This window comes from Tannerella serpentiformis (assembly GCF_003033925.1).
Lineage (GTDB): Bacteria > Bacteroidota > Bacteroidia > Bacteroidales > Tannerellaceae > Tannerella > Tannerella serpentiformis.
The window spans coordinates 2,585,156-2,604,272 of sequence record NZ_CP028365.1; the positions used below are offsets into that span (position 1 = coordinate 2,585,156).

Genomic DNA, 19,117 nt, shown 5'->3' on the forward strand with positions numbered 1-19,117 from the left:
CTTTTTTGAGTTGCCAAAGGTAGAGGCCGCGGGTGAAAACTTCAGAAGCCGCTTGGAATTTATTGAGTGATTGTTTGAAGGAGTCGCTTAGGCGGATCTTCCTCATTTCCCCTTTCGAGTTTCGGAGTGATTCGGGCCCTATTTCTGCCCATTGGATCCTTCAACGAGGCTCGTATGGGCCTTTTTCAAGCTCGTTAAATGATGAAACGTCCCCTTTTCATGCCTTTTCGGGCAGGATATCCGTCTGCGGACCTCCGTTCGGCCCTTGCTAAGCCTTGCGAAGACCTTACGGACATGAGTTTGGACCCAGAAAAGCGTCGATCAGGGACTATTTGTTTGTGTTTATTAGCTTCGGAACTTCCCGGGAGTGATTTTCTTTACGTTTCATTTATTCGGGGATTCCCGAATATACTATATAAGATGTATAATCTGATCGGAAGTCCCCGATAGATATATACAGTTTGATACATTAGCTCGGGAACTTCCGAAAGTACTATACAACTTGAATAAAGCTCTCGGATATTTCCGAAAAGTAGATACCTATCATATAAATCGTTTCGGATGTACCCGAAATAGATATACATATCAAATTAAATCATTTGGATATTCCCGAAGGGATTATAAAGTCAGAATAAGCGTTTCGGAACTTTCCGAAGACTATTTATAAATAGAATAGACTTCTCGGGAGATTCCGAACTATTGATACATACTTGAATATACTCTCGGGGATTTCCGATCGAGTGATACATACTTGACCATACTCTCGGGAATTCCCGAACAATTGATACATACTTGGGTATCTTCTCGGAAACTCCCGAATGGGTGGAAAAATACCCCTTATACGCTTAGAAGGAAGGAGAGAGGGCCACGAGGAAGTCGGCGGGAGCATACAGGGCGCTTGCAAGCCTTGGGGGCATATCCTTGGCGCCATATCCATTCCAGCAAAAGCATTTTTCGCCTACGTATTGCATGAAATAGGAGAGCAACAAAGAAAATCCTACTATTTTCGCATGCCCTTATGGAAAAAATGGGCTGCGATGGCGGTCGAAAGGCTTCACCGGTAGAATATTTTCATTTTATGGATACGTTAGACAGTACAGACCTGCAGATCCTGCGTGCTCTGCAGGAAAATTCGCAACGGACCACCAAAGAGCTGGCCCAATGCGTCAACCTCTCCTCCACGCCCGTTTTTGAGCGACTCAAACGCCTCGAGAAGAAGGGATACATCAAAAAGTATGTGGCCGTGCTTGACGCTGAGAAGCTCAATCAGGGCTTCCGTGTCTTTTGCACCGTGAAGATGAGCCGCATCAATCGGGAGATTGCGTCCGATTTTACGCGCAGGATCCGGGCCATCCCCGAGGTGACCGAGTGCTACAACATCGCCGGCGACTATGACTATCTGCTCAAGATCCATGCTCCGGACATGAAGTACTATCAGACGTTCCTCCTGAACGTGCTTGGGACGATCGATTATATCGGTTCGATCCACAGCATTTTCGTGATGGACGAGGTGAAAAGGGAATACGGCATACACATATAAAACTCAGACGACAATGAAGTATAAGATGATTGTGCTCGATGTGGACGGCACACTGCTTACGGATGAACAAACGATCAGCGCACGCACCCGCGCCACGCTGCTCAAGGTGCAACAGATGGGCGTGCGCGTGGTGCTGGCCTCGGGGCGGCCAACGCACGGCGTGATGCCGTTGGCGAGGGCGTTAGAACTGGATAAAAACGGCGGTTTTGTGCTGTCGTACAATGGCGCGCAGATCATTCATGTGCCGACCGGCGAGCGCGTGTTCGAACGGCGGATCGATCCGCAATTCATGGCCTACTTGGAGCGTGGAGCGCGGAAGCGTGGCTTCACCATCTTCACTTATCGCGAGGATCGGATCGTGACGAGCAACGCTGGGAACGCGCATGTGCAGCATGAGGCCAGGCTGAGTGGGATGCGTGTGGAAGAGGCGGCGAACTGGGCCGAGGCGGTGGACTTTTCGCCGTGTAAGGTGATGCTGGTTAGCGATGATGAGGCGGCGCTCGTGGGCCTCGAGGAGCATTGGCGGCGACGGCTGGCGGGCGTGCTGGACGTGTTGCGGTCGGAGGATTATTACCTGGAGGTGGTGTCCGAGTCGGTCGACAAGTCGAACACGCTCACGGTGCTGCTGGAGAAGGAGGGGATCGACCCGACGGACGTGGTGGCCATCGGCGACGGTGTCCGTGACGTGCCGATGCTCCAGCTGGCGGGCCTGGGCGTGGCGATGGGCAACGCGCAGGATTCAGTCAAGGCCTGCGCCGACGTGGTGACGCTGACGAACGCCGAGGACGGTGTGGCGGTGGCGCTCGAAAAGGCCATCCTGGCCGAGATCCGCGATACGGCCATCCCACTCGATAAGCTCAACGAATCGGGTCGGCATGCGCTGATGGGCAACCTCGGCATCCAATACACCTACGCCGCAAAGGGTCGCGTGGAAGCCACTATGCCCGTCGATGAGCGCACACGGCAACCGTTCGGCATCCTGCACGGCGGCGCCTCCTTGGCACTCGCCGAGACGGTGGCCGGCCTCGGGTCGATGATCCTCTGTCAGCCGGACGAGATGATGGTCGGCATGCAGGTGAGCGGCAATCACGTCTCCTCGGCACACGAGGGCGATACGGTGCGCGCCGTGGCCACGGTGATTCATCAAGGTCGCTCGTCGCACGTCTGGGACGTGAACATCTACACCTCTACCGACAAGCTCGTCTCCTCCGTCCGCGTGGTCAACAGCGTGATGAAGAAGCGCTGAGCCATGAAAGAGATCCTGTACGACATCGCGTGCAGATCCTGCGTAAGGAGGACATGGATTGGACGGGGTATCTCGGAATGAAAACCACGCCCTGCTGAGCGCTATATATAAAAAGGTATAGGGGACGCTCTACCCTCTACCCTCTACCCTCTAATCTCTACTTTTGGCGCCGTTTTGAATCATAACACATAAACCATACACGATGAACTTTATAGAAGAACTGAGATGGAGGGGCATGATCCACGACATGATGCCCGGAACGGAAGAATGTTTGCAACAAGGCATGACCTCGGCCTACGTCGGCATTGATCCCACAGCCGACTCGCTGCATATCGGACACCTGGTCGGCGTGATGATGCTCCGTCACTTCCAACGCGCTGGACATCGGCCCATCGCCCTTGTCGGCGGTGCCACCGGTATGATCGGCGACCCCTCGATGAAGTCCGCCGAGCGCAACCTCCTCGACGAACCCACCCTCCGACACAACCAAGAGTGCATCAAGCGTCAGCTGGCCAAGTTCCTTGACTTCGACTCCGATGCACCCAACGCCGCCAAGCTGGTCAATAACTACGACTGGATGAAGGATTACACCTTCCTCAACTTCATCCGCGACATCGGCAAGCACATCACCGTGAACTATATGATGGCCAAAGACTCCGTCAAGAAGCGCCTCAGCGCCGATTCGAACGTAGGCATGTCGTTCACCGAGTTCTCCTACCAGCTGCTCCAGGGTTACGACTTCATGTTCCTCTATCAGCACGAAAACTGCCGCCTGCAGATGGGTGGCAGCGATCAGTGGGGCAACATCACCACCGGCACAGAGCTGATCCGACGCGAACTCGGCGGCGAGGCCTACGCCTTGACTTGTCCCCTGATCACCAAGGCCGACGGCGGTAAGTTCGGTAAGACCGAGTCCGGCAACGTCTGGCTCGACCCGCGCTATACCTCGCCCTACGCCTTCTACCAGTTCTGGCTCAACGTCAGCGACGCCGACGCCGCCAAGTACATCAAAATCTTCACCTCCCTCACCCGCGACGAGATCGACGCCCTCGAGCGCGAGCAGGCCGACGCCCCCCACCTGCGCCCGCTTCAGAAGCGCCTGGCCCGCGAGATCACCACGATGGTGCACTCCGCTGCCGAATACGAGACGGCCGTCGAGGCCTCCAACATCCTCTTCGGCGGCGCCACCTCCGACGCCCTCCGCCGCCTCGACGAGGCCATGCTGCTGGCCGTCTTCGAAGGCGTTCCGCAGTTCGAGATCGCCCGCGACGCCCTCTCGGGCGGCATCAAAGCCGTCGACCTCTGCACGTCGCACGCCGCCGTTTTCGCCTCCAAAGGCGAGATGCGCAAGCTGGTCCAGAACGGTGGTGTGAGCCTCAACAAAGAGAAGCTCACCGACCCCGAAAGCGTAGTCCAGACCGACGCCTTAGTCGCCGGAAAATACCTCCTTGTGCAGCGCGGTAAGAAGAATTACTACCTCCTGATTGCAAAATAGCAGCCCGAGGACTTGCAAAAATGCGCCGCGTGTATACTTTTGCGGCGTCAAAAAAATGACCACGGCGCTTGTCTCATGGTGTAATGGTAGCACAACAGGTTTTGGTTCTGTTTGTAGAGGTTCGAATCCTCTTGAGACAACAATAACTCCCCTCACTTCCTTTTTGGAGTGAGAACCTCGGATCCCTCCCTCCCCCCATCCGAGGCGAACGTCTCCAGATGATCCACATCGCTTGAGTCCCCCTCGAGCCGGATCATTCGGAGCGTTCTTTTTATCTCCCCCTTCGATTTAGTTCTCATCCCGTTCCCCGGCGAGTCATCCGAGTGTGTTGAGGTCTCGTCCTGTCCCTTGATGAGTCATCCGTGTGCGTCGAGGTCTCGTCCTGTCCCTTAATGGGGCATCCGTGTGCGTCGAGGTCTCGTCCTGTCCCTTGATGAGCCATCCGTACGGGTCGGGGTCTCATTTTCTCCACTGAAAAGACATTGCTTCGCGTCGAGGCTCTCTCATTTCCCCTGAGATGACATCCACTGGAGTATGAATTTACGTGCTATTGGCTGGATGACATCCGCATAGTGCTTGCACCTTCTTTCGGAGGGCTTATAGATATAGGCCGCATGTAGGGCTGAAATAGCTGCAAGAAATGGGATTTATACATGCTGTAAGGCGATTCTTTCTATCGTCATTCTGACTTATACATAGTGTATGAGTTAAAACGACAGCGGAATGTATACTTATACATGGTGTATATAAAGTAAATCCATAGGATTTTATACATAGACAGTGTGTATCAGTCTCGTTTACGACGGAAAGAATGGGACTACATAGTGTATAAGCCATTTATCCGATGGATTTTATAGTCATACAGCATGTATAAGCGATCTATCTATCGGAGTGTAGGATCATACATATCGTATAAGCAGGGCGACATGCAGCATCTAAAGCTATAATCGAGGCGATGCGGACTCAGTGAAAAAATGAGGGCTCCGACGCGGGTCGATGGGCCACCGATGAAAAAGTGGGGGCTTTGCGGTCGGTCGATGAGGTGTCGGCCGAGACGGTGGGGCTTCGAGGCGCGCCGATGCGTTGTCGATGAGGACGACGGCGCGTGGACGGACATGGGCGCCCCGTTGGGCCGTGCTTTTTTGCCCTACCTTGCGCCCCCAAACAGAATATATACATCATAACACGAACGATTTATGAACACTTTCCTTGGAAACACGCTGCCGGATTACCCCGCCTTCGTGGAGGGAATCCGCCGCGCTCCAGACCGCGGGTACACGCTTACCCCGGCGCAAACAGCCACCGCGCTGAAGAACGCCTTGCGCTACATCCCCACCGAATTTCACGCCCAGCTGGCCCCCGAATTCATGGAAGAACTCCGCACGCGCGGACGCATCTATGGCTATCGTTTCCGTCCGGCGGGCGACCTGAAGGCCAAGCCCATCGACGCCTACAAGGGCAAATGCATCGAGGGGAAAGCCTTCCAGGTGATGATCGACAACAACCTCTGCTTTGACATCGCGCTCTACCCGTATGAATTAGTGACGTACGGCGAGACGGGGCAGGTGTGCCAGAACTGGATGCAGTATAACCTCATCAAGCGCTACTTAGAAGAGCTGACCCAAGATCAGACGCTCGTCATCGAGTCTGGCCACCCGCTCGGCCTCTTTCGTTCGCACCCCGAAGCACCGCGCGTGATCATCACCAACGCCATGATGATTGGGCAGTTTGACAACCTGCACGACTGGCACATCGCCATGCAAATGGGCGTGGCTAACTACGGACAGATGACGGCCGGCGGATGGATGTACATCGGGCCGCAGGGCATCGTGCACGGCACGTTCAACACGCTCCTCAACGCCGGCCGTATGAAACTCGGTGTGCCGCAAGACGGCGACCTACGCGGCCATCTCTTCGTCTCCTCCGGCCTCGGCGGTATGAGTGGCGCACAGCCCAAGGCAGCCGAGATAGCCGGTGCTACGGCCATCATCGCCGAGGTAGACGCCTCACGTATTGAGACGCGCCACAGTCAGGGTTGGGTGGGGCACGTGGCCGAGAGCGTCGCCGAAGCCTTCCGTATGGCCCGCGAGGCGATGGATCGGCGGGAGCCCTGCTCGATCGCCTATCACGGCAATGTGGTCGACCTACTCGAGTATGCCGAGCGTGAGAACATCCTTATCGAGTTGCTCTCCGACCAGACCTCCTGCCATGCCGTTTACGAGGGCGGCTACTGCCCCGTTGGTATCAGCTTCGAGGAGCGTACCCGCATGCTGCGCGAAGAGCCGGAAGCCTTCCGCGAACTTGTCGATAAGTCGCTGCGCCGACATTTCGAGGTGATCCGTAAGCTCGTGGCTCGCGGCTCCTACTTCTTCGATTACGGAAACTCCTTCATGAAGGCCATCTACGATGCCGGCGTGAAGGAGATTTCGCGTAATGGGGTGGACGAAAAAGATGGCTTCATCTGGCCCAGCTACGTGGAGGACATCATGGGCCCCGAGCTGTTCGACTATGGTTACGGACCCTTCCGTTGGGTCTGCCTGAGCGGCAAACACGAGGATCTGATCAAGACGGATCACGCGGCGATGGAATGCATCGACCCGACCCGCCGCGGGCAGGACATGGACAACTACAACTGGATCCGAGACGCAGAGAAGAACCAGCTCGTGGTCGGTACCCAAGCGCGCATCCTCTATCAAGACGCCGAAGGCCGGATGAACATCGCGCTCCGATTCAACGAGATGGTGCGCAACGGCGAGGTCGGCCCGATCATGCTCGGCCGCGACCACCACGACGTTAGTGGCACGGACTCGCCCTTCCGCGAGACTTCGAACATCAAGGACGGCAGCAACGTGATGGCCGACATGGCCGTGCAATGCTTCGCCGGCAACTGTGCCCGCGGCATGAGCCTCGTGGCGCTGCATAACGGCGGCGGCGTGGGCATCGGTAAGGCTATCAATGGTGGCTTCGGCATGGTCTGCGACGGCAGCGAGCGCGTTGATCGCATCTTGCGTTCGGCCATGTTGTGGGACGTGATGGGCGGCGTAGCACGTCGTTCGTGGTCCCGCAATCCGAACGCGATGAGCACCGTCCGCGAGTTCAACCACGCCCACGCCGATGGCTACCAAATCACCGAGCCCTTCGTGGCCGATGATCAGATCATAGAACAGGCGATGAAGGCGTAAATCTTCGAAGAGATTTCCTCCGGTGCCTCGCTGCATCGGAGGAAGTTTCATGTATAAACCACCGCATCATGGCACGGCCAACAACAAAAACAGATTTAATCCTTGCTGCCAACGGACAGTTTGAGAAGATGTGGAAACTCATCGACAGGATGAGCGACGACCAACAGCAGGCCACGTTTGCTGACGAAATGGCTACGGCAGGCAAGGAGGCTCATTGGGGCAGGGATAAGAATCTGCGCGACGTGCTCGTTCATCTTTATGAATGGCATCGATTGTTGGTCGATTGGATCAACGCGAACCGTAGCGGCGAACGTCGATCGTTCCTACCCGCGCCGTACAACTGGAAGACGTACCCGGCGATGAATGTGGAGTTTTGGAAGATGCACCAGCAGACACCGCTGGCGGATGCAAAGGCATGGTTGAAAGAAAGCCATCGGGAGGTCATGACGCTGATCGAGGCTTTCACCAACGACGAACTCTTTGCAAAGGGCACGTTCGATTGGACGGGCTCGTCTACACTCGGCGCCTATTGTATTTCGGCCACTTCGAGCCACTACGATTGGGCGATGAAGAAGATCAAGTTGCACATCAAAACGAGCAAAGTCTGAAGCTCCTCCCACATGAACTTCCTCAACCAATACAACGCAGGGGGCGTTACCCTTGAACCTCGACTTCCTTTTCTTCCATCAAGGGAAGAAAAGGAACCAAAAGAAGATCAAGGCGCCAGGGGCGCCGGCCAACTTGGCCGGGTACATGCCACCAGCCCCTATATGTGACTACCTCTAACTACTTAAACTACCCATAACTACTTATTTACACCCATTTGAAATGAACAAAATCATGGAGTGCGTCCCCAACTTTAGCGAGGGACGCGACAAAGAGAAAATCGAGAAAATCGTGGATTGCTTCCGCGGTAAGGACAATGTGAAACTGCTGGACTACAGCAATGATGAGGATCATAACCGCCTCGTCGTGACCGTGGTCGGAGAGCCGAAGCCGCTACGTGACGCGGTGCTCGAGGCTATCGGCAAGGCCGTCCAGCTGATCGACCTGAACAAGCACTCGGGGCAGCACCCGCGCATGGGCGCTGTCGACGTGGTGCCGTTCATTCCGATCAAGAACGCGACGACCGAAGAGGCCGTCGCCCTCTCCAAAGAAGTGGCCGCACAGGTGGCTGAGCGCTACGGAGTGCCCGTCTTCCTGTATGAGAAGTCGGCCACCGCACCGCACCGCGAGAACCTCGCTGCCATCCGCAAAGGCGAGTTCGAAGGCATGGCCGAGAAGATCAAGCAGCCCGAGTGGAAGCCCGACTTCGGCCCCGCTGAGCGTCACCCGACGGCCGGCACCGTGGCCATCGGCGCACGTATGCCGCTCGTGGCTTACAACGTGAACCTCAACACGGCCAACCTCTCCATCGCCGACGCTATCGCCAAGAAGGTGCGCTTCCTCGGCGGCGGTCTGCGCTTCTGTAAGGCCATGGGCGTGGAGCTGAAAGACCGTGGCATCGTGCAGGTGTCGATGAACCTGACCGACTTCACGCGGACAGCCGTCTACCGTGCCCACGAGATGGTGCGCATGGAGGCCCAGCGCTACGGCGTGAGCGTGGTCGGCGCCGAGGTGATCGGCCTCGTGCCCATGAAGGCGCTCATCGACTGTGCGGAGTATTACCTCGGCATCGAAAACTTCTCGATGGATCAGGTGCTCGAGTCGCGCATCATGGAGTAAATCATTGTCCCTCCCTGAAGCGGCTGTTTTGAAGGGTACAACCGTATCAAGGGCAAGTCTCCGACGACCGTCGGAGCTCTGAACCCTGAGGGTTTACCCCTTCGACGACCGTCGGAGCTCTGAACCCTGAGGGTTTACCCCTTCGACGACCGTCGGAGCTCTGAACCCTGAGGGTTTACCCCTTCGACGACCGTCGGAGCCCTGAACCCTGAGGGTTTACCCCTTCGACGACCGTCGGAGCTCTGAACCCTGAGGGTTTACCCCTTCGACGACTGTCGGAGCCCTGAACCCTGAGGGTCTACCTCTTCGACGACCGTCGGAGCTCTGCCTCTCCGGGCTTTTCACCGATAGATTTCACACTTAAAACTTGATAGATATGAAGCAGTTTATGACGGGGATGGTCCTCCCACTGATACTGATGGCATCCGCTTGCGGAAAGACGGACCCGCTGCCTTCGGACGGCCGACTGACCGGCGTCTGGGTGCACGAAACGACTGGAACCGACACGATCGATTTCGACGCGCATGCACGCTCCGATAAAAACGCGTTTGAGTTGAAGCGGAAACCGGGAAGTCCAAAGGCTGGCCCCTATTGGTATGAGGTCAAAGGCGACAGTATCCAAGTGCATTGGTGGTTGTCGAGCGCGATGGCCGAAACCTATGCTTTCAAGCTGAGCGCCGACGGGCGGTCGTTTCGGATCGGAGCCTTCGTGCCCTTCGTGGAGGGACAAACAGTACATACATTCAAGAAGATCAAATGAAGAACCTGATTATTAAGAACGCATCGCAGGTGGTGACATGCAGCGGCTTCGCGGGTAAGCGAGGGCGCGAGATGAACGACCTGCATGTGATAGAAGGCGGGACGGTGGTCGTGACCGAAGGCCGCATCTCGCATGTGCTTCGCGCGGGTGAAGAACTGCCTGTTGAGAAGAAACGCTATACCGTCATCGACGCCACGGGCAAGGCCTTGCTGCCTGGCTTCGTCGATCCGCACACGCACTTCGTCTTCGGCGGATACCGCGAGGAGGAGTTCTCGTGGCGCATGCGCGGCGACAGCTATATGGAGATCATGAACCGCGGCGGCGGCATTGTCAACACCACGCGGGCCACGCGTGAGGCATCGGAGGACGAGCTGTTCGAGGTTGGACGCCGCCGACTCGACGCCATGCTGCGCCTCGGCATCACCACCGTGGAGGGCAAGAGCGGCTACGGCCTCGATCGCGACACGGAGATGAAGCAGCTGCGCGTCATGCGTCGGCTGAACGAGGCGCACCCCGCCGACGTCGTCCCCACCTTCATGGGCGCCCACGCCACACCGGCCGAATGGAAGGGGCGCGAGGACGCGTTCATCGATTTCAACATCCGCGAGATGTTCCCGCTGGTTGCTAAGGAAGGGTTGGCCGAGTTTGCCGACATCTTCTGCGAGAAGGACGTCTTCACCATCGAGCAATCGCGGCGTTACCTGCAGGCCGCTCGCGAGCAAGGCTTCAAGCTGAAGATCCATGCTGACGAGATCGTGCAGTTTGGCGGCGCCGAACTGGCAGGCGAGCTACACTGCATCTCTGCCGACCACCTGCTGCAAGCCTCCGACGCGGGCATCCGCGCGATGGCCGACGCTGGCGTAGTAGCCACATTGCTTCCGCTTACGGCCTTCTCGCTTCGGGAGACATTCGCCCGCGGTCGGGAGATGATCGACGCCGGTTGCATGGTGGCACTGGCCACGGACCTCAATCCGGGCAGCTCCTTCTCCGCGTCCGTCCCGCTGCTGTTCGCGCTGGCATGCATCTATATGAAGCTATCGCCCGAGGAGGCCGTTACAGCCTTCACCATCAACAGCGCCGCGGCCATCGACCGTGCCGACCGCATCGGTTCGATCGACGTCGGCAAGCAGGGCGACCTCGTGCTGCTGCAATTCCCGTCGTACAAGTTCTTGCCCTATCACGTGGGTATGAACATCGTCGACACGGTGATCAAGCAGGGAGAGGTGGTCGTAAAGAACGGAGAAACTAAAAGCTAAAAACTAAAAGTCCTGCCGGCAGGAGAGGCCGAGAATGTCAGCCCGCTCAGCCGGAGGACGATTAGGTTTTTAGCCTTTAGACCTATTCAAGAAGTGAATTAACGAGAAAGAATAAAAGATGAGGGACAATGTCTTGCAATCGAAGAGTTATGCCTTTGCAATCAGGATTATCCGACTTGTCCAGTATCTCGAACGTGAAAAGAGAGAGTTTGTCTTGAGCAATCAGGTAAAAAGAAGCGGTACAGCCATCGGGGCTTCCATTCGGGAGGCTGAGTTCAGTGAGAGCCGGTTGGATTTCATCCATAAGATGAGAATCTCTCTGAAGGAGGCGAACGAGACAATGTATTGGCTGTCGCTGCTTTTGGATACTGGCTATATAAACAAACGCATGGCCGCATCCATAATGGGAGATTGTCGAGAGCTTTTGGCAATGTTGGTGTCAACCGTGAAGACTGCGAAGAGAAACATGCAGCAATAGGATTGTCCCCGTCATTTTTAGATTTTAGTTTTTAGATTTTAGTTCATATGGAACTCAAGAGTTTATCCGTAAAGGAATTTATTGACAAAGTGACCGGCAACGATCCCGTGCCGGGAGGCGGAAGCGTTTCCGCATTGAACGGTTCGCTGGCGGCATCGCTGGCGGCCATGGTAGCCAATCTCACCGTAGGCCGTAAGAAGTACGCCGAGGTGAACGACGAGATGGAGCAGATCTCTGCCCGTATGACAGAGCAGTCAGCAAAGCTGTTGGCCGACGTAGATCGTGACGCCGAGGCGTACGACCGCGTCTTTGCCGCCTTCAAGTTGCCCAAAGAGACCGACGAAGAGAAGGCCGTGCGTAAGGAGGCCATCCAACGCGAGACGAAGTATGCCGCCGAGGTGCCGATGGAGGTAGCCCGCACAGCCAGCGCGTTGTTGCCGATGATTGACGCCGCCGCGCGTCGTGGCAATAGCAACGCCGTGACCGACGCCACAGTGGCCATGATGTGTGCCCGCACGGCTGTCATCGGTGCCCTGCTGAACGTCCGTATCAACCTCACCTCGATCACGGATGAGGCTTTCGTCAAAACCATGACGGAAGAGGCCGACCGCCTAGAGGCCGCTGCCGTGGAGGCCGAACACAAGCTGCTGGAGTATGTCAAAGCCCATGCGTTCAACTAAGCAGCAGACGGTCGTGAAGAATGTATATCAGATCGGCTCCGGCGAGCTGACGTTCGAGATCATCGAACGCATCATCAACGAGAACTTGAAGCTGGAGCTGGCTCCCGAGGCGCGCGAACGCATCCAGAAATGCCGCGACTACTTAGACGCCAAGATCGCCTCTTCGCCCGACCCACTCTACGGTATCACCACCGGCTTCGGGTCGCTCTGCAACAAGAACATCTCGCTCGACGAACTGGGCGCACTTCAGGAAAACCTGATCAAGAGTCACGCCTGCAGTGTAGGCGAGGAGATTCAGCCCGTCGTAGTCAAGCTGATGATGCTGCTCAAGGCCCACGCCCTGTCGCTGGGTCACAGTGGCGTGCAGGTGATCACCGTGCAGCGTATCCTCGACTTCTTCAACAACGACGTCATGCCTATCGTCTACGACCGCGGCTCGCTGGGTGCCTCGGGCGACTTGGCCCCGCTGGCCAACCTCTTCCTGCCGCTCATCGGCGTCGGCGACGTCTATTATAAAGGCAAGAAGTGCGAGGCCATCAGTGTGCTCGACGAGTTTGGCTGGTCGCCTGTTAAGCTGATGAGCAAAGAGGGCTTGGCCCTGCTCAACGGCACACAATTCATGAGCGCCAACGGCGTCTTTGCCCTCCTGCGCGCCTTCCGCCTCTCGAAGAAGGCCGACCTCATCGCCGCCCTTTCGCTCGAGGCCTTCGACGGCCGCATCGAGCCCTTCATGGACTGCCTGCACCGTATCCGCCCGCACAAGGGCCAGATCGAGACGGGCGAGGCTTTCCGCCGTCTGCTCGAGGGCAGCGAGATCATCGCCCAGCCCAAGAAGCATGTGCAGGATCCGTACTCGTTCCGTTGTGTGCCGCAGGTGCATGGGGCCACGAAGGACACGATCCGCTATGTCGCCTCTGTGCTCCTGACCGAGATCAACTCCGTGACGGACAACCCGACCATCTTCCCAGACGAGGACATGATCATCTCCGGTGGCAACTTCCACGGGCAACCGCTGGCCGTAGCCTACGACTTCCTTGCCATCGGGCTGGCTGAGCTGGGCAACATCTCCGAACGACGCGTGGCGCAGCTCATCATGGGCTTGCGCGGGCTGCCTGAGTTCCTCGTGGCCAACCCGGGTCTGAACTCTGGCTTCATGATCCCGCAATACGCTGCGGCGTCGATGGTGAACCAGAACAAGATGTACTGTTTCTCGGCTTCGAGCGACTCCATCGTCTCGTCGAACGGGCAGGAGGACCACGTCAGCATGGGCGCCAACGCCGCCACGAAGCTCTATAAGGTGATGAACAACCTGGAGCTGATCCTGGCCATCGAGTTGATGAACGCCGCGCAGGGCATCGAGTTCCGCCGACCGCTGAAGACGTCGCCCGTACTGGAGCAAGTGCTGCATGACTATCGCAAGGAGGTGCCCTTCATCGGCGATGATGTGGTGATGTACAAAGAGATCCACAAGACGGTCGCCTTCCTCAAGCGGATGAAGGTGGACAATCTGTAAATCCCCCGTCGCCCCTCACGAAACATCCCCCGGGTACGGACCGCAAGTCCGCCGCTCGGGGGATTTTTTTTGGGGAACGGGTAGCCGTAAACGTCATCTTACGGCGCGAAACCAATCGCCGGATTTCTGTATCGCAAAAATGAGACACGAAACCGATCTCGGGATTTCTGAAACGCCAAAATGAGACGGGAAACCGATCGCTGACCTTCAAAAACGCCTTCCCGCCGCGGGAAACCGATCAAAACTTTCGAAAAACGCCTTCCCGCGGCGGGAAATGGGGAAAAATCTCCGAAAAACGCCTTCCCGCGGCGGGAAATGGAAAAAAATCTCAGAAAAACGGTTTCCCGCCGCGGGAAAGGGGAAAAATCGCTCGAAAAACGGTTTCCCGCGGCGGGAAGGCGGTAAAATTTTCTGGAGATCGGTTTCCCGCCACGGGAAATGGGGCTTTTTTGCCGAAAAACGCTTTCCGCCGCGGGAAGAGCATTTTCAAGAAGCCGCCGCCCCCGCCGCGGGAAGGATGAGGCCTCACAGGAGGCCCTTGTCCAACTTCGCCGGCAGCCGCAGACGCCCCCGGCGTGCCAACGCCCACAGCCGCCCAAAAGGCCTACTTTTGCCCGCGAGATGACACATATTACATTGATCACAGGCGGACAACGGTCCGGGAAAAGCAGTTACGCAGAGCGGGTGGCGCTATCGCTGTCCGCTCGTCCTGTTTATATGGCCACGGCGCGCGTGTGGGACGATGAGTTCCGCCGGCGGGTGGAGCGACATCAGGCCTCGCGCGGGCCACAGTGGACGAATATCGAAGAGGAAAAGGCGCTCAGTCGGCACGATGTCGCGGGGCGCGTCGTCGTTGTGGACTGCGTCACGCTTTGGTGCACCAACTTCTTTTTCGACCTCGATTCCGACGTCAAGGCCGCCCTGGCCGCCGCCCGCGAGGAGTTCGACCGGCTCACGGCGCAAGACGCCACCTTCCTCTTCGTCACCAACGAGATCGGCCTTGGCGGCGTGTCAGAAAACAAGATCCAACGCCGCTTCACCGATCTGCAAGGCTGGATGAACCAATACATCGCCGAGCGGGCCGACGAGGTGGTCCTCATGGTCAGCGGCATCCCCGTGAAGGTGAAATAATCCCCCCGACACTACACATTTATATATATGCATCCTTTCGATATCCGAAAGCCGGACGACGCGATCCGCCCGGCGCTGCAACAAAAGATTGACAACCTGACCAAGCCCAAGGGAGCGCTTGGGCGGCTTGAGGAGCTGGCCCTACAAATCGGGCTTATACAGCAAACCCTCAGCCCCTCGCTCAGCCATCCGCACAACCTCATTTTCGCTGCCGACCACGGCATCACGGCCGAGGGCGTCAGCTTCTCGCCGCGCGAAGTGACGTGGCAGCAGTGCATCCACTTCGCCACCTCGACCGGAGGCGGCGTCAACTACCTCTGCCGGCAACACGGCTTCACGCTCCGCATTATCGACGTCGGCGTGGACTATGATTTCCCGCCCGAACTCCCCATCATCCCCCGGAAGGTGGGCCGCGGCACACGCAACTTCCTCCACGAGCCGGCCATGACGACCGACGAAATGGACGCTTGTATAGCGCACGGTGCCGAAGCCGTCCGGGCCGTCCACGAGGAGGGTTGCAACGTTGTCAGCTTGGGCGAGATGGGCATCGGCAACACCTCTGCGTCGTCGATATGGATGGCCTGCCTCGCGGGCATCCCCCTGGAGCGCTGCGTGGGCGCCGGATCGGGCCTCTCGGACGAGGGCGTGCGCCGCAAGCTCAGTGTCCTCAGCCGCGCTTTGGACCATTACACCGGCGATCGGACGGATCCACGGAGCGTCATGCGCCATTTTGGGGGCTACGAGATGGTGGCCGCCGTCGGGGCCATCCTGCAAGCGGCCGAGCTGGGTATGCTCATCCTCGTCGACGGATTCATCCTCACCAACTGCATGCTGGCCGCCCGTGCGCTCTGCCCAGACGTGATGGCATACGCCATCTTCGGCCATTGCGGCGGCGAGTCGGGGCATCAGCTCGTCCTTGACGCCCTCCATGCGCGTCCGCTGCTCAACCTCGGCATGCGGCTCGGCGAGGGCACCGGTGCCATCTGCGCCTATCCGATTGTCGACTCCGCCGTCCGCATGATCAACGAGATGGACACCTTCGAAGGCGGACGCGTCACGAAGTATTTCAAGTAAGAACCTCTATACACATCCCCCTTGCGGTAAAGCCGCGTAACTACCCCCCCTTATAAATATGAAGAATCGAGATTTAGGACTACTCATCATCCGCCTCTCCGTGGGTCTGCTCATGTTGCCGCACGGAATCAGCAAGCTGGCCAACGCCGAGGCCTTCGGCTACATCGTGTCGCTGCTCACGGAGCGCGGCCTGCCCACCGCCCTGGGCTACGGCGTCTACCTGGGCGAGATCCTCGCCCCGCTCATGGTGGCCCTCGGCTACCGCACTCGCCTCGGCGCGCTCGTCATGGTTGGCACGGGCCTCTTTGTGCTCTTCTTGGCCTACGCCGACAGCCTCTTCAGTCTCACGCCCCACGGCGGTTGGGCGCCCGAGTTGCCCGGCCTTTTCCTCTTCGGTGCGCTGGGCCTCTTCTTCACCGGCGGTGGCAAGTTCGCCCTCTCCACCCGCAGCCGGTGGGACTAACACCATCTCCCATGCAGTCGGAGAGTTGCCCATTGTTCGTTGTTCGTTGTTCGTTGCCCATTGTTCGTTGCCCATTGTTCGTTGTTCGTTGTTCGTTGTTCGTTGTTCGTTGTTCGTTGTTCGTTTTTAGCTTTTAGATTATGATAGATGACATGTTTGCGGCGCTGACGTTCTTCACGCGGCTGCCGTGGTGGCGGATACATCGCGTGCCCGCCGACAGTTTCAAGCGGCTCGTCGCCTACTGGCCCCTTACCGGATGGATCACAGGCGGCGTGATGGCTGGCGTCTTTTGGCTGATCGCCACCGCCGACCTGCCCTTCATCTTCGGCCTCATCTGCGCCTTGGCCGCACGTCTGCTCCTCACCGGCGCCCTGCACGAGGACGGTCTGGCTGACTTCATCGACGGCTTCGGTGGCGGTCGTACCCGTGAGCGCACGCTGGCCATTATGAAAGACTCCCACATCGGCACTTATGGCGTGCTGAGCCTCATTGTCTACGTCGCTCTCTGGCTCTGCACGGCCACGATCTTGGCCGACTACATGGAGGGGTATCTCTTCTTCGTTCTCTTCCTCGGCGACATCTGGGCCAAATGGTGCGCCTCGCAGGTGATCAACCTCCTGCCTTACGTCCGCCGTGAGGATGAATGCAAGATCCGAGCCGTCTACGATCCCATGTCTACCGCCTCTCTCACCGCCGGGCTGCTTTTCGCCTTTGTGCCACTGATGGCCGGATCGGCATGGCTTTTCTGGGAAGGCTTCGAGTTCCTCATCGGCGGACTCTGGGTGACTGCGGCAGCCTCGGTGGGCACCATGCTGTTGCTCGTGTGGTACATGCGACATCGCCTCGGCGGTTACACGGGCGACTGTTGTGGCGCTACCTTCCTACTCTGCGAACTCTCTTTCCTTTTCATGCTGAATATCGTATGGATGTTTTTCTGATTCGCCACACCTCTGTGGATGTGCCGTCAGGCACCTGCTACGGTCATACCGACGTAGCCCTCCGCCCGACTTTCCCTGAGGAGGCCGCCCGTGTCAAGCAACAGCTCGACGCCTACACTTTCGATGCGGTCTACACCAGTCCGCTCAGCCGTTGCACACGCTTGGCTGCCTATTGCGGCTATCCAGACGCCCTCCGCGACGATCGGCTGAAAGAGATGAATATGGGCGAGTGGGAAATGCAGCTCTTTGACGCCATCACCGACCCCCGCATTCAGGAGTGGTACGACGACTATCTGCATGTGGCGCCCACCGGGGGCGAATCCTACCCCGACATGCAGCGCCGCATCTCCGCCTTTCTCGACGAGCTACGGGAGACGGGTCACAGCCGAGTAGCCCTCTTTGCCCACGGTGGTGTGCTGATGTGCGCTCGTGTACACGCCGGCCAGCTTCCTCCCGCTGAGGCACTCCGTCAGCTCACACCCTTCGGCGGCATCATCCGTATCACCCTGTAAACCCGTCGGAAATTCCCAACTAATGGGGACTCATGCCTTCTTTTTATCCATAGTATTAGGGATTGCCCTCGCCTCAGCCCGCTCCTACTTTTGCCCCCGCAAATTTTTTAATACAAGAAAGAAATGGGAAAGACAGCCATCATTTACGGTTCGACCACGGGTACGACCGAAGACATCGCAGGCCGCATCGCCTCGAAATTGAATATCGCTCAAGGAGACATTTACGAGATCTCTAAAGTTACCGCCGACACCGTAGCCGGCTACGACACCCTGCTGCTGGGTAGCTCCACTTGGGGCAGCGGCGACCTGCAGGACGACTGGTACGACGGCATTGAGACCCTCAAGGGTGCCGACTTGGCCGGTAAGAAGATCGCCCTCTTTGGCTGCGGCGATTCATCCTCTTACTCTGACACCTTCTGCAGCGCGCTGGGAACGATCTACAACGACCTGAAGGATTCGGGCGCCACGTTCGTAGGCAGCGTAGATCCGTCGGACTACACCTTCGACGGCTCTGACGCCGTTGTTGACGGACAGTTCGTTGGTCTCCCGATCGACGAGGTGAACGAGTCGGACAAAACCGACGAGCGCATCAGCAACTGGGTAGCATCGCTTTAATGAGATAGCGTCATGGTCGCCGAGACGAAGCAGATAGTGGGATCGGCCGAGATCAAAGTCTTGTACAATCACATCTATGAGTACAAGAAAGGCGTTCGAAACCTGATCCTTTACACGTTGAACGAGCAATATGTGTCCCACGCCTGTGAGCGATTGGACAAGCAGCGTATCCCCTACCTCATTCAGCGCGCGGGAAAGAACAACATCAATATCTACTTCGGACAACCGGAATGCATCGAAACGATCCGAAGTTTCGTCTCCCGACCACTGAATACGCTTACGCCTGAAGAGGATTTCATCCTCGGTGCACTATTGGGATACAACATTTGCGAACAGTGCAAGCGCTTCTGCACAAAGAAGAAGACCGCTTGCCGAGCTTAACGCCCCCCAAAAAGAGAGGTGTCTCCCCCAAAAAGGAGGCACCTCCTTTTTTTCGTGAGTTCTCTGCGTAAGTAAATCTCGTTTTTCGGCTCTGTGGCAAGTTGTTTTTCGGTCCGCTGACTCAAAAG

18 protein-coding genes and 1 tRNA gene are annotated in these 19,117 nt (G+C 57.4%); all 19 read left to right on the forward strand.

Going from position 1 to position 19,117, the window contains the following annotated elements; all coding sequences use genetic code 11:
* Positions 1 to 1,078 precede the first annotated feature (1,078 nt).
* Positions 1,079 to 1,540: an Lrp/AsnC family transcriptional regulator gene (locus C7123_RS10910; RefSeq protein ID WP_037979519.1), complete on the forward strand. Its 462-nt coding sequence runs from the start codon at positions 1,079 to 1,081 to the stop codon at positions 1,538 to 1,540.
* Positions 1,541 to 1,553: 13 nt separating this feature from the next.
* Complete coding sequence (locus C7123_RS10915; protein WP_069175047.1) at positions 1,554 to 2,786, forward strand: Cof-type HAD-IIB family hydrolase; 1,233 nt, start codon at positions 1,554 to 1,556, stop codon at positions 2,784 to 2,786.
* Positions 2,787 to 2,988: 202 nt separating this feature from the next.
* Positions 2,989 to 4,281 (forward strand): tyrosine--tRNA ligase, encoded by a 1,293-nt coding sequence (gene tyrS / locus C7123_RS10920; RefSeq protein ID WP_069175048.1) that lies wholly within the window; start codon positions 2,989 to 2,991, stop codon positions 4,279 to 4,281.
* Between the two features lie 69 nt (positions 4,282 to 4,350).
* Positions 4,351 to 4,421: transfer RNA gene (locus C7123_RS10925), tRNA-Gln, on the forward strand.
* Between the two features lie 1,056 nt (positions 4,422 to 5,477).
* Positions 5,478 to 7,463, forward strand: coding sequence for a urocanate hydratase (locus C7123_RS10930; RefSeq protein WP_069175049.1), 1,986 nt, complete (start codon positions 5,478 to 5,480; stop codon positions 7,461 to 7,463).
* 68 nt (positions 7,464 to 7,531) lie between these two features.
* Positions 7,532 to 8,071, forward strand: a complete 540-nt coding sequence (locus C7123_RS10935) for a ClbS/DfsB family four-helix bundle protein (RefSeq protein ID WP_069175050.1) — start codon at positions 7,532 to 7,534, stop codon at positions 8,069 to 8,071.
* A 220-nt stretch (positions 8,072 to 8,291) separates the two neighbouring features.
* Complete coding sequence (ftcD, locus tag C7123_RS10940) at positions 8,292 to 9,188, forward strand: glutamate formimidoyltransferase (protein WP_069175051.1); 897 nt, start codon at positions 8,292 to 8,294, stop codon at positions 9,186 to 9,188.
* 376 nt (positions 9,189 to 9,564) lie between these two features.
* Entirely contained in the window at positions 9,565 to 9,948 is a 384-nt protein-coding gene (locus tag C7123_RS10945) for a hypothetical protein (RefSeq protein WP_069175052.1), read from the forward strand.
* Positions 9,945 to 11,204 (forward strand): imidazolonepropionase, encoded by a 1,260-nt coding sequence (gene hutI, locus C7123_RS10950; RefSeq protein WP_069175053.1) that lies wholly within the window; start codon positions 9,945 to 9,947, stop codon positions 11,202 to 11,204. The genes C7123_RS10945 and hutI overlap by 4 nt, the downstream gene beginning before the upstream one ends.
* A gap of 118 nt (positions 11,205 to 11,322) precedes the next feature.
* Entirely contained in the window at positions 11,323 to 11,682 is a 360-nt protein-coding gene (locus C7123_RS10955) for a four helix bundle protein (protein ID WP_069175054.1), read from the forward strand.
* A gap of 47 nt (positions 11,683 to 11,729) precedes the next feature.
* A complete protein-coding gene (locus C7123_RS10960; protein ID WP_069175055.1) occupies positions 11,730 to 12,362 on the forward strand; it encodes a cyclodeaminase/cyclohydrolase family protein in 633 nt (210 codons plus the stop codon).
* 13 nt (positions 12,363 to 12,375) lie between these two features.
* On the forward strand, positions 12,376 to 13,875 hold the full coding sequence (gene hutH, locus C7123_RS10965) for a histidine ammonia-lyase (protein ID WP_069176348.1): 1,500 nt from the start codon (positions 12,376 to 12,378) through the stop codon (positions 13,873 to 13,875).
* Between the two features lie 621 nt (positions 13,876 to 14,496).
* Complete coding sequence (gene cobU, locus C7123_RS10970; RefSeq protein WP_069175056.1) at positions 14,497 to 15,006, forward strand: bifunctional adenosylcobinamide kinase/adenosylcobinamide-phosphate guanylyltransferase; 510 nt, start codon at positions 14,497 to 14,499, stop codon at positions 15,004 to 15,006.
* Positions 15,007 to 15,033: 27 nt separating this feature from the next.
* Positions 15,034 to 16,080, forward strand: coding sequence for a nicotinate-nucleotide--dimethylbenzimidazole phosphoribosyltransferase (cobT, locus tag C7123_RS10975; protein WP_069175057.1), 1,047 nt, complete (start codon positions 15,034 to 15,036; stop codon positions 16,078 to 16,080).
* Between the two features lie 58 nt (positions 16,081 to 16,138).
* Complete coding sequence (locus C7123_RS10980; RefSeq protein WP_069175058.1) at positions 16,139 to 16,543, forward strand: DoxX family protein; 405 nt, start codon at positions 16,139 to 16,141, stop codon at positions 16,541 to 16,543.
* 140 nt (positions 16,544 to 16,683) lie between these two features.
* Positions 16,684 to 17,481, forward strand: a complete 798-nt coding sequence (locus C7123_RS10990; RefSeq protein ID WP_069175059.1) for an adenosylcobinamide-GDP ribazoletransferase — start codon at positions 16,684 to 16,686, stop codon at positions 17,479 to 17,481.
* The gene (cobC, locus tag C7123_RS10995) at positions 17,466 to 17,993 is read left to right on the forward strand and encodes an alpha-ribazole phosphatase (RefSeq protein ID WP_069175060.1); all 528 of its coding nucleotides are present in this window, start codon (positions 17,466 to 17,468) and stop codon (positions 17,991 to 17,993) included. Before C7123_RS10990 ends, cobC begins: the two co-directional genes overlap by 16 nt.
* 123 nt (positions 17,994 to 18,116) lie before the next feature.
* Positions 18,117 to 18,608: a flavodoxin FldA gene (fldA, locus tag C7123_RS11000; protein WP_037978724.1), complete on the forward strand. Its 492-nt coding sequence runs from the start codon at positions 18,117 to 18,119 to the stop codon at positions 18,606 to 18,608.
* 12 nt (positions 18,609 to 18,620) lie between these two features.
* Positions 18,621 to 18,989, forward strand: coding sequence for a DUF2023 family protein (locus C7123_RS11005; RefSeq protein ID WP_037978729.1), 369 nt, complete (start codon positions 18,621 to 18,623; stop codon positions 18,987 to 18,989).
* Positions 18,990 to 19,117: the final 128 nt, after the last annotated feature.

Excerpts from the sequence above, each read along its gene's own strand:
- C7123_RS10915 (WP_069175047.1), top strand. The coding sequence starts at position 1,554 with ATGAAGTATAAGATGATTGTGCTCGATGTGGACGGCACACTGCTTACG.
- cobT (WP_069175057.1), top strand. The coding sequence starts at position 15,034 with ATGCATCCTTTCGATATCCGAAAGCCGGACGACGCGATCCGCCCGGCG.
- C7123_RS10945 (WP_069175052.1), top strand. The coding sequence starts at position 9,565 with ATGAAGCAGTTTATGACGGGGATGGTCCTCCCACTGATACTGATGGCA.
- C7123_RS10910 (WP_037979519.1), top strand. The coding sequence starts at position 1,079 with ATGGATACGTTAGACAGTACAGACCTGCAGATCCTGCGTGCTCTGCAG.
- cobC (WP_069175060.1), top strand. The coding sequence starts at position 17,466 with ATGGATGTTTTTCTGATTCGCCACACCTCTGTGGATGTGCCGTCAGGC.
- C7123_RS10990 (WP_069175059.1), top strand. The coding sequence starts at position 16,684 with ATGATAGATGACATGTTTGCGGCGCTGACGTTCTTCACGCGGCTGCCG.
- C7123_RS10935 (WP_069175050.1), top strand. The coding sequence starts at position 7,532 with ATGGCACGGCCAACAACAAAAACAGATTTAATCCTTGCTGCCAACGGA.
- ftcD (WP_069175051.1), top strand. The coding sequence starts at position 8,292 with ATGAACAAAATCATGGAGTGCGTCCCCAACTTTAGCGAGGGACGCGAC.
- C7123_RS10960 (WP_069175055.1), top strand. The coding sequence starts at position 11,730 with ATGGAACTCAAGAGTTTATCCGTAAAGGAATTTATTGACAAAGTGACC.
- hutI (WP_069175053.1), top strand. The coding sequence starts at position 9,945 with ATGAAGAACCTGATTATTAAGAACGCATCGCAGGTGGTGACATGCAGC.
- cobU (WP_069175056.1), top strand. The coding sequence starts at position 14,497 with ATGACACATATTACATTGATCACAGGCGGACAACGGTCCGGGAAAAGC.
- C7123_RS10955 (WP_069175054.1), top strand. The coding sequence starts at position 11,323 with ATGAGGGACAATGTCTTGCAATCGAAGAGTTATGCCTTTGCAATCAGG.
- tyrS (WP_069175048.1), top strand. The coding sequence starts at position 2,989 with ATGAACTTTATAGAAGAACTGAGATGGAGGGGCATGATCCACGACATG.
- C7123_RS10930 (WP_069175049.1), top strand. The coding sequence starts at position 5,478 with ATGAACACTTTCCTTGGAAACACGCTGCCGGATTACCCCGCCTTCGTG.
- C7123_RS11005 (WP_037978729.1), top strand. The coding sequence starts at position 18,621 with ATGGTCGCCGAGACGAAGCAGATAGTGGGATCGGCCGAGATCAAAGTC.
- fldA (WP_037978724.1), top strand. The coding sequence starts at position 18,117 with ATGGGAAAGACAGCCATCATTTACGGTTCGACCACGGGTACGACCGAA.
- C7123_RS10980 (WP_069175058.1), top strand. The coding sequence starts at position 16,139 with ATGAAGAATCGAGATTTAGGACTACTCATCATCCGCCTCTCCGTGGGT.